Raw genomic sequence first — 8,976 nt, forward strand, 5'->3', positions numbered from 1 at the left:
TTGCGGGCAATGCAGCCTGAAGTACGAAATTTTCTGTGTCCACTCCATTGACCTAATATCATAACTCCGGCTAGGCCGGCTACCCATGCGGCGTTAGCACCAACTTTTGGTGTTAACGCCGGAGCGTCCCCGTCATTCGGTTTGCGACGCCGGAATTAACGGAACAAAGTGTCCGCTAAAAACCGCCTCACCCCTAAAAGCTGCGAATTAACGGAACAAGTTGTCCGCTAATCGCCCGAAAACCGCCAATTACCGGCGAGTCAGGCGACTTAACGGACATTCGGTTCCGCTAATGAGCCCTTTTACTCGGTTTCGACAAAATTAGCGGACATCCGGTTCCGTTAGCGCCAAAGCGACTTAAAGGTTGCAGTGGACATTTAACGCGTTAGCAATGAAGCGGCCGATCGAGCCTTTAGCCGTCCCTTATTAGTTGAAAACATTGTCCGGAACCTCTCCGCTAGAGTAATACCGCACAACCTTCCCATGCCGCTTGGCATATTCAATTTCTTTCTTGGTGCTGCTTCCAATGTACCCTCCTACATCAATGACGAATATTTCGTCGGATAAATCGATTTTTTTAAAGTGAAGATTACCAAGCAATTCGGCTTGCTCGCTCGTTATTTCAAATCCTTCACTTTGCTCGAAGAACGCGAGACTAATAACGATATTTCCTTGAAGCGTAAGATAAGCATTTGCTTGTTCAAATTGGCTTTTGAATTTTGTCGACCCGCATAAAGTAATAATTGGCATGATGTTCTCCTATCGCAGATTCGTGCTTTCCGAATCCTTTCTTCTATTCGCCATATTTGTAATGCAAACTAAAGCGGTGGATCGGTTCCACCGCTTTGTTACCCGTTTGTATAATCCTAAAGTTCGTCTCTACAATCGCAATACGGTTATTAATTCATTGTCGAAGCTTTCGTCGCTGTCCAGAAAGCCGAAGCTCTCATAAAGCTTCTTGGCGGGCACGTTATCAGCCTTATAAGAAATCCAGCAATATTGTGCGGGTCCTGCCGGAAAGGTGCGGATAAATTCCAATATTTTTTTCATGGCTTCTCGACCATAGCCCCTATTCTGGTATTGCTTGTCAATCATCAATCGCAGGATGCAATAGCTGTCGTCTGCGATTGTCGGGAGTTCGTAGCCGGTAATTCTATACGTAATCATAACAAATCCGACCGGCTGTTCATCCGCATAAATTGCAAACGGAAACGGATGTCCCCCGTTGGTTGCAAGGACATAACACGATGCCACGCTTGACAAATTGGACGCAACGAAGCGGCGCTGATCTTCTGAAACTTCCAAGTTAAAAATGGCACGTCTATTTTCCAGCGTAATTTTTCTGAGCGAAATCATGCAGGGCTTCTCCCTTCATTATTCTGATCGATTTTGCGCCGCGGTCGCTTATATAACATACAATTTATTCAAAAAAAGTAATAGACTTATGTTGAATTTTTTTATAGACTATTATGTATCCATGGCTTTTTTACCGACACATGTTTGTGCCGGTTTTATTTTTTCGTTTACGCATAATTGCACATTAAGCGAGGCTGCCGATGAATCGGCAGCCTCGTCATTCCACTCCCAGCTTTAATCATTCCGCGACTTCCCACTGCGGGTTCCAGACTACTTCCCATAAATGACCGTCAGGGTCTTGGAAATAGCCGGAATATCCGCCCCAAAATGTATCATGTGCCGGGACCGTGATCGCAGCGCCTGCAATCCTTGCCTGTTCCATGACTTGATCGACTTCCTCTTTGCTTCCTACATTGTGTCCGATCGTAAATTCCGTAGAGCTAGGTGCCGTTTGAATTAGCTTTGTATCATAGGCGATATCCTTGCGATTCCAAATGGCTAACCTTAAGCCTGCTTGCAATTCAAAAAAGGCAACAGCGCCATGCTCAAATTGTGTACCTACGATTCCTTCCGTCGGAAGCCCCAATCCGTCACGATAAAATATCAACGATCTTTCCAGGTCATCTACGCCAAGTGTAAGTACCGTAATTCGCGGTTTCATAGTGTTATCGGCTGCTTCCCGAAAGAACCGGCCGTTCCTTCGCCCCGAATCCGACATTGGCGGCTCTCTCGATCGTCAGACGGTCTTCGACGAATGTACACGTGACCGTTTCATAGAATGGCGTTTCCACTAAGCGTATTGTAGCTACAAAGGTATTCGCATCCTTCCAGCCTCCGCTGGCGCAAATGGGCTGCGGGTTACCGAACAATGACGTGATCCCTTCCGTCCATTCGCCGATTCCGAAAGTGAATGGGTGCACGCCTTGCTCGCTTTCGTACAACAGTTCCGTGCTCTTATCCTTAAATGTAAACGTGATGCTTGCCGTTATCTCTCGATTCTCGCTGCACACTTCGTACCGGTTTCCGCTCACTTGACGGGCGAGCTCCGATGTCGGCATATATTCCGGCGGGCGAAGCGCCAAGCCGTCAAGTATCTCGCGTAACGTTGCGCCGCCGGCATCGTCATGGGGCAGCGCGTTATTTTCCATCGCCGGCAATAGATGTTCCCAAATAACGTTCAGTACCGCTTGCATGTCGTCCAAACCGCTCGTGATTGCAATGACGGCATCCTGTTCCGGCATTACGATGCAGTATTGTCCGAATGCGCCGTCGCCCCGATACGCGCCGTGGCGGCATCTCCAAAATTGGAAGCCGTAGCCTTGCGCCCAATCGCTGTTTGCATCGTTGCCGTTCGACACCTGCGCGGAAGTCGCTTGCCGCACCCACTCCTCGGAAAGAAATCTCTTGCCTTCCCATAGTCCGTTCTGCAAATAAAGCATGCCGAGCTTCGCAATATCCTCCGTCACGATCTCAGTCCCCAGCCCCCTACGCTGATTCCCTTGGGACAAGTTTCCCAGGCAGCTTGCCGGAACCCAAGCGGATCAAAGAGCCGCGGCTTTAAATATTCCAGCAGCGTTTGTCCCGTCACCCTATGCAATATCGCCGACAGCATATAGCTGGCACCGCTGTTATAAACGAAATGCGTCCCGGGCTCGTATTCCACAGGCAAGCTAAGGAAGCCCTTGACCCAATCCTCAGAATCGGTAATGCGCCCTGTCGAATCCTGCGCATGCCCGGTTGCCATTGACAGCAAATGCCGAACGCGCATCCTAACCAAATGCTCATTGGAAGCATACAACTTTTCATACTCCGGGTAAAAGGATACGACCGCATCATCCAACGAAACGAGCCCCTCTTGTACGGCGAACCCGATTGCCGTCGACGTGAAGCTCTTGCTTAGAGAAAACAGCATATGCGGGCGGTCTTCACGATACGGGGCCCACCATCCTTCGGCAACTACATACCCGTGTCTGATCAGCATAAGACTGTGAAGCTCCAGCTTGGCTTGTTCGATCGCGTTTACAAAATTCATGACGGATGCCGATGAAATCCCTTGTTCTTCCGGTGTCGAGCGCCTCAGTTGATATGTAGTCGTCAAATCAACCATCTCCCATTTTTTGTCTGTCGATTCCATAATACCATATTTTTCTTCCGAAATGACTTGTTAGTGAGCGTCGACCGTATTTACGCGCCGTTCCATATAGTAATCCGCTAAAAGATAGAAGATTCCGGCCATCCCAAATAAAATAACGGCCGTACCGACGTTCAAGCCGTATTGCCGAACAAAATATTCATCATATGACTTGTGGAATAAAGCGTACCCTCCGAAACTGCATAGGACCAATATGAATATGCGGCTTAGCAACGGATTTGCCAACATTTGCGCAAGCCGTGACAGCGGCCATAGCATGAGCGGATAAACGACCGTTGATTTCAAAATAATCAATGCTACAAAAAGAAGACCGATATTCCGTAATCCGTAATATTCGGATGTAGTAATTTTGTTCCCTTCCAATAATTCTAGACCCAAAGATGCCATAATGAATAAAATCATCGAAGCGATCCACAGTATAATGTGTTTGACGGCACGCAATCGAAACCCCACCGTTTCCTCTATTTTCAAATACAGACGATTGCTCAGCTCGTAATGTTGCGCGATCCGTGATTCAACCGTGCTGAAAAGCCGTCCGCTCAATAGATTGTTCATAATCTGTAATGCCGAGTCTTGGGGCAAGTGTTTCATAGACGTTTTTCCCGGTAATAAATACTACAACTTTGCCTTCGGAGAGCCATTCTTTTATTTTTTCAATGCCTGCATCGGAAGTAAAGTTATCAAATTGCGATTCATCCACCCAAAGGGATTCAAATTCCAAACCGCTTTCTTGAAGAGAAATAAAAGTAACCCCTTCCGCTTCAATCCCCGGCCTCTCCCCTGCATAAGCGATTACAATAGGTTTATCCCTTACTTTCATTTCCCAATCTTGAACGATTTCCCTTGAATTGCATGCAGACAGCACCAGTATTACTATGATTAAAAAGATTCTCATAAGTCCTTCATTCCTCACAAGCAACAACCTTACTCCTCATCACTACAAAAGGAACCTGTTTACCCGAAACACGGCTATGGAATAACTCTCCCAGAGTAAATCCGGCTTTCCTATATGCTTTTATCGCCCTCTCGTTAAAAGCGGCTACGACCAGCTGAATTTTCGATTTTCCAAAATATGTTCCTATAAATTGTACGGCATGATATACAAAATCGCTTCCGAGCCCCTTTCCGGTTACCTCCGGCCGGAGCCCCAATCCGATATCTAGCACGTCATCGTCTTTATAAATACCGGCTTCATATCCTCCCGGCACTCGAGCCGAACTGCCGCAGCATACGAATCCTATGATTTGATTACAATCATCCTCTACAAAGAAATAATCTCCGTTCATTAGCTCGGAGATGCATTCCTTGCTCCCATCCATACTGTACAAGTCGTATGGGTGCGGGTAGGTCCATTGGGATATTTCCCCGGCAATCGTCTCGGTCATTGGGACAAACTTTAACATCAGTAAAACTCACTCGCACAATGGTTGATGCGCGCTACCGCCATATTGTACCATCGATCAAGCGCTTACTGATACCGTAAAATCTCCGGCGCACTTATGTCCCAACAAAAAAAAGCCCTTGATTGCTCAAGGGCATAAGACGGTATTGGGCACGATCGCCTTTTTGAACGCAACATTACTGGAATTTATATGTCATACCACATAATATCTTCCATCATCTTCACTACCCTCGGAACGAATCCTTCCTCCCAATCCTCAGGGTATTGAACAAGGATGCGGTACACGCGGTCGCCGCGCGTAAAGACAGAGACGGTACCCAGAAGGTAATGCCCGTCTTCCTTCTGCTTCGTGAAGTGGATCTCTTTCTCGGATACGGCAAATCGCATAGGCGCTTCACCGTCACTTTGCCTGACTTCGTACCCTTCGCTCTCCAACGATCGCTTCGCAGCCTCCGCTTGTTCCTCCACCGTTGTTTGTGTCCCGGCGCTTGGAGAAAAATAAACGGCCTTGGCATCCTCATTTGTCTGCCCGGCGAAATTGGCGTAAACGATTAACGTATCCCCTTCTCCGGAACCGGCGCCTTCAACAAGGAAATCATTAACGATATACGTTGAAAATTGCAATCCGGGAACGTCGTGAAGCGTAAATTGGAATGTTTCCTCATTGCCTTCCAGTCCGATTGTGTCCGTCTTGGTCTTCGGCCGGTTCTTGGCGGGGATCTCCTCAGTCTCGTCGGCAGAGTCTGAGCCGTCGGAAGAAACTGGCTCGTTAGGGTCAATGGAATCGTCGTTTTCCGGATTTTTAGCGTTATCCGTTGCCGGCTGTTCCGCCCCCTCGGAAATCGATTTTGAACCATCGGTATTTTCCGTATTTCCCGTAGTTCCGAGACACCCGCTCAGTCCGAACATTAAAATAACGGCCAAACCGACCCATACCATATTTTTCATCATGATCACCCGTCCTTTTTTAAACTTCCCTTTTTGTTAGCAACGTCTTTGACGAAGGAAAGGTTGCACGGGCATGAAAAATTCCCAAAAAATGCAAACCCCTTGCATCCTGTTGGAAACAAGGGGTTTGTTTTGTACATGGAATACGTACGAATTAGCATATGTTCTAAATATCGTCGGATGGATTGATAATGGCCAAAACTTGATGATCTTCCCATACGCCGTTGATTTTCACATTGCTTCGGGAAATGCCCTCTTTGTGAAAGCCGGCTTTCTCAAGTACGCGGATAGACCCGGGGTTCCGAGGAGAGACTTCCCCGATAATCCGGTGAAACTTCAGCTCCTCAAAGGCGTAGCGCACCACCTGCTTCACCGCCTCCGTCATATATCCCTTGCCGTTATAAGCCTGATCCAGGCTATACCCGATCATGCAGGATTGAAGCGATCCCCGCGCCACGAAAAACAACCCTATGCTGCCAATAATCCGGTCGTCCTCCTTGCGGCATACCACGAAGGAATACTTCCGATCCTCTTCCCTGTCGGCCTTGCTCTGAATAATCTTTTGGAGCTGGTACTCCTCCGTGTAAAACTCAACCGGGTTGTCCGGCGAAAACTTTTCAAAAAACTCCCGGTTACGTATGTGCATGTCCGTCAATTGCGCGGCGTCCGACTCCTCCGGAAATCGGACGTATACCTGCTGCTCCGTCATTTGGCATCATCCCCAAATCGATTTGGGTGAATTATATCATAGGCCGGCAGGATCGGGCACGGATTTGACCGATTGTTGGAAAGCTTTTGCTATCCGTTAGTGTTATGATCTTCGCCGCTTATTATTCACGTAAACAACCCGGCCTCGTTGCGAGACCGGGTTGCCGCTTGCCGACACCTATTCCTTCTTTGCTCTCGGTGCGCTTTCGAAGCCGATCGACTTGTGAGTCCCGTCGCAGAACGGCTTGTTGCTGGAACCTCCGCACCGGCACAACGAGAACGATTCTTTGTGCTCGAACGGGTTGCCTTCAGCGTCCACCAGCTCGACCGGCCCCGTCACCCGAAGCGACCCGTTGTCGTTCACTTTAATTATCACTTTGTTTTCGTCTGCCATGAGAATTGCCTCCTATGATCTACAGTTAATACAAGTATAACCATCGATCACAGGAAAATGAAGAGCCGTTTATCGAAAGTTCTACGATACGGTTCGGCTTGCCGCCAAGCTCCCGCTCAGTCCGAGCGTCCGCGCCGTCGCCGTATGAATTTCATCGATCAGTTCAGGATGTTTCAATAGAGACTCGCCATATGAAGGGATCATCTCTTTTAATTTCGGCTCCCATGCTTTTACATGCTGCGGGAAGCATCTATTGATTACCTCGAGCATGACGGAAACGGCTGTAGAAGCACCTGGCGAAGCGCCCAGCAATGCAGCGATCGAGCCGTCGGCCGCGCTTATCACTTCCGTACCGAATTGGAGCGTCCCTTTGCCGGCCTCAGTATCCTTAATCACTTGCACGCGTTGTCCGGCTACCAGCAAGTCCCAATCGTCGCTCTTGGCGTTCGGAATAAATTGCCGCAACTCTTCCATACGCTGTTCTTTCGATAACATCACTTGCTTGATCAAGTATGTCGTCAAAGGAACGTTCTTTACGCCTGCCGCGAGCATAGTCAATAGATTGTGCGGTTTTACGGAAGTTATCAAATCAAATATGGATCCGAACTTTAAGAACCTTGGCGAGAAGCCGGCAAACGGCCCGAAAAGCAGCGATTCTTTGCCGTCGATAATTCTCGTATCAAGATGCGGAACAGACATCGGCGGAGCTCCGATCGCCGCTTTGCCGTATACCTTCGCTCGATGCTGCGATGCAATCTTCGGATCCTGACACACCATGAAAAGTCCGCTTACCGGAAATCCTCCGATTCCTTTGCCTTCCGGAATGCCGGATTTTTGCAGCAGGTGCAGGCTCCCGCCCCCGCCGCCGATAAAGACGAATTTGGTAGTATGGCGTTCGACGGCACCGCTGTCGACGTTCCGGACTTCCAATTCCCAAGAGCCGTCTCCGGCGCGTTTAATATCGCTAACGTGACGGTTGTATTTGATATCGACGTTGTTGCTCTTTAAGTGGTCAAACAGCATACGCGTGAGAGCGCCGAAGTTGACATCCGTTCCGGATTCGATTCTTGTGGCCGCAATCGGTTTATCGACTTTCCGGTCTTTCATCATCAGCGGAATCCATTCGGCAAGTTTCTCCGGATCATCGGAAAACTCCATCCCTTGGAACAGGGGATTGTTAGACAGCGCCTCAAACCGCTTTTTTAAAAATGCCACATCTTGTTCCCCTTGTACAAAGCTCATATGGGGTACAGGTACGATAAAGTCTCGCGGATTGCGAATGAGATTGCTGTTAACGAGATAAGACCAGAACTGCCTGGATACTTGAAACTGTTCATTAACACTTATAGCTTTGCTGATATCTATGGAACCGTCCGGTTTTTCTACGGTGTAGTTCAGCTCGCACAGTGCAGCGTGCCCCGTTCCCGCGTTATTCCATGCGTTAGAGCTTTCTTCCGCTGCCGCTGCGCGTCTCTCGAACACCGTAATTTCCCAGTCCGGCGCTAACTCTTTCAGCATCGACCCCAACGTAGCGCTCATTATTCCGGCACCAATTAAAATAACGTCCGTTTTATTTTGTCTGTTACTCATTTTAACCGTCCTAACACACTGATATTTGAAGGAAAGATGCAGGCGCATCAATCAGGCCGGCATCTTTTCTAGATTCATTATAACCTAATCCTAGTTTATCACTATTATTTATTGATTTTAATATTTATTTGCTATATATATGATAGCTAAAAGCTATTACAAGCAGGTAAAATGCGAAAGGACGTCCATAAGCTTCTAAAAGCATACACAAGCTTCACCCAACTATTGCCCCCATTTCACAATATTCGGCGAATGCGTCGCTAGTTACGCGATCGACTAAACAAATAGGCGGCACTGCCGGATCCCCGCCATCCGTCGCTTGTCCGGTCAGTACAGTCTTGGACCAATCAAAGACAGGCAGCGGCTCGGTCTAACGGTCAGGGATGCAGTTATTCGGCGTTTTGAACGGAGTTTTCAGTTTTAACG

Annotated in this window: 12 protein-coding genes; all 12 read right to left on the reverse strand. The window is 48.2% G+C overall.

The genetic code is table 11. The features are described from left to right. Window positions 1–426: 426 nt before the first annotated feature. Complete coding sequence (locus PT964_RS25900; protein WP_274366251.1) at window positions 427–750, reverse strand: hypothetical protein; 324 nt, start codon at window positions 748–750, stop codon at window positions 427–429. A gap of 129 nt (window positions 751–879) precedes the next feature. Continuing rightward, window positions 880–1,356, reverse strand: coding sequence for a GNAT family N-acetyltransferase (locus PT964_RS25905; RefSeq protein ID WP_274366252.1), 477 nt, complete (start codon window positions 1,354–1,356; stop codon window positions 880–882). 238 nt (window positions 1,357–1,594) lie between these two features. Further along, window positions 1,595–2,017 (reverse strand): VOC family protein, encoded by a 423-nt coding sequence (locus tag PT964_RS25910; RefSeq protein ID WP_274366253.1) that lies wholly within the window; start codon window positions 2,015–2,017, stop codon window positions 1,595–1,597. Between the two features lie 4 nt (window positions 2,018–2,021). After that, window positions 2,022–2,822, reverse strand: a complete 801-nt coding sequence (locus PT964_RS25915; RefSeq protein ID WP_274366254.1) for a serine hydrolase family protein — start codon at window positions 2,820–2,822, stop codon at window positions 2,022–2,024. Beyond that, window positions 2,819–3,454 (reverse strand): serine hydrolase domain-containing protein, encoded by a 636-nt coding sequence (locus PT964_RS25920; RefSeq protein WP_274366255.1) that lies wholly within the window; start codon window positions 3,452–3,454, stop codon window positions 2,819–2,821. The genes PT964_RS25915 and PT964_RS25920 overlap by 4 nt, the downstream gene beginning before the upstream one ends. 66 nt (window positions 3,455–3,520) lie before the next feature. Next, window positions 3,521–3,949 carry a hypothetical protein gene (locus tag PT964_RS25925; protein ID WP_274366256.1) on the reverse strand — a complete coding sequence of 143 codons (429 nt, stop codon included), beginning with the start codon at window positions 3,947–3,949 and terminating at the stop codon, window positions 3,521–3,523. Between the two features lie 73 nt (window positions 3,950–4,022). Further along, window positions 4,023–4,403, reverse strand: coding sequence for a hypothetical protein (locus PT964_RS25930; RefSeq protein WP_274366257.1), 381 nt, complete (start codon window positions 4,401–4,403; stop codon window positions 4,023–4,025). Window positions 4,404–4,410: 7 nt separating this feature from the next. Continuing rightward, window positions 4,411–4,911, reverse strand: a complete 501-nt coding sequence (locus tag PT964_RS25935) for a GNAT family N-acetyltransferase (RefSeq protein ID WP_274366258.1) — start codon at window positions 4,909–4,911, stop codon at window positions 4,411–4,413. A gap of 185 nt (window positions 4,912–5,096) precedes the next feature. Next, window positions 5,097–5,861 carry a hypothetical protein gene (locus PT964_RS25940; protein WP_274366259.1) on the reverse strand — a complete coding sequence of 255 codons (765 nt, stop codon included), beginning with the start codon at window positions 5,859–5,861 and terminating at the stop codon, window positions 5,097–5,099. Between the two features lie 163 nt (window positions 5,862–6,024). Continuing rightward, window positions 6,025–6,567 (reverse strand): GNAT family N-acetyltransferase, encoded by a 543-nt coding sequence (locus PT964_RS25945; protein WP_274366260.1) that lies wholly within the window; start codon window positions 6,565–6,567, stop codon window positions 6,025–6,027. A gap of 177 nt (window positions 6,568–6,744) precedes the next feature. Further along, window positions 6,745–6,960 (reverse strand): CDGSH iron-sulfur domain-containing protein, encoded by a 216-nt coding sequence (locus PT964_RS25950; RefSeq protein WP_274366261.1) that lies wholly within the window; start codon window positions 6,958–6,960, stop codon window positions 6,745–6,747. 81 nt (window positions 6,961–7,041) lie between these two features. Further along, complete coding sequence (locus PT964_RS25955; RefSeq protein ID WP_274366262.1) at window positions 7,042–8,598, reverse strand: malate:quinone oxidoreductase; 1,557 nt, start codon at window positions 8,596–8,598, stop codon at window positions 7,042–7,044. Window positions 8,599–8,976 lie beyond the last annotated feature (378 nt).

Origin of the sequence: Paenibacillus thermotolerans (genome assembly GCF_028745515.1) — a bacterium.
In the GTDB taxonomy this organism is placed as follows: Bacteria; Bacillota; Bacilli; order Paenibacillales; family YIM-B00363; genus Paenibacillus_AE; species Paenibacillus_AE thermotolerans.

Coding starts and splice junctions, on each gene's coding strand:
- PT964_RS25955 (WP_274366262.1), bottom strand. CDS start 8,598: ATGCGCCTGCATCTTTCCTTCAAATATCAGTGTGTTAGGACGGTTAAA.
- PT964_RS25945 (WP_274366260.1), bottom strand. CDS start 6,567: ATGACGGAGCAGCAGGTATACGTCCGATTTCCGGAGGAGTCGGACGCC.
- PT964_RS25940 (WP_274366259.1), bottom strand. CDS start 5,861: ATGATGAAAAATATGGTATGGGTCGGTTTGGCCGTTATTTTAATGTTC.
- PT964_RS25905 (WP_274366252.1), bottom strand. CDS start 1,356: ATGATTTCGCTCAGAAAAATTACGCTGGAAAATAGACGTGCCATTTTT.
- PT964_RS25950 (WP_274366261.1), bottom strand. CDS start 6,960: ATGGCAGACGAAAACAAAGTGATAATTAAAGTGAACGACAACGGGTCG.
- PT964_RS25910 (WP_274366253.1), bottom strand. CDS start 2,017: ATGAAACCGCGAATTACGGTACTTACACTTGGCGTAGATGACCTGGAA.
- PT964_RS25930 (WP_274366257.1), bottom strand. CDS start 4,403: ATGAGAATCTTTTTAATCATAGTAATACTGGTGCTGTCTGCATGCAAT.
- PT964_RS25900 (WP_274366251.1), bottom strand. CDS start 750: ATGCCAATTATTACTTTATGCGGGTCGACAAAATTCAAAAGCCAATTT.
- PT964_RS25935 (WP_274366258.1), bottom strand. CDS start 4,911: ATGTTAAAGTTTGTCCCAATGACCGAGACGATTGCCGGGGAAATATCC.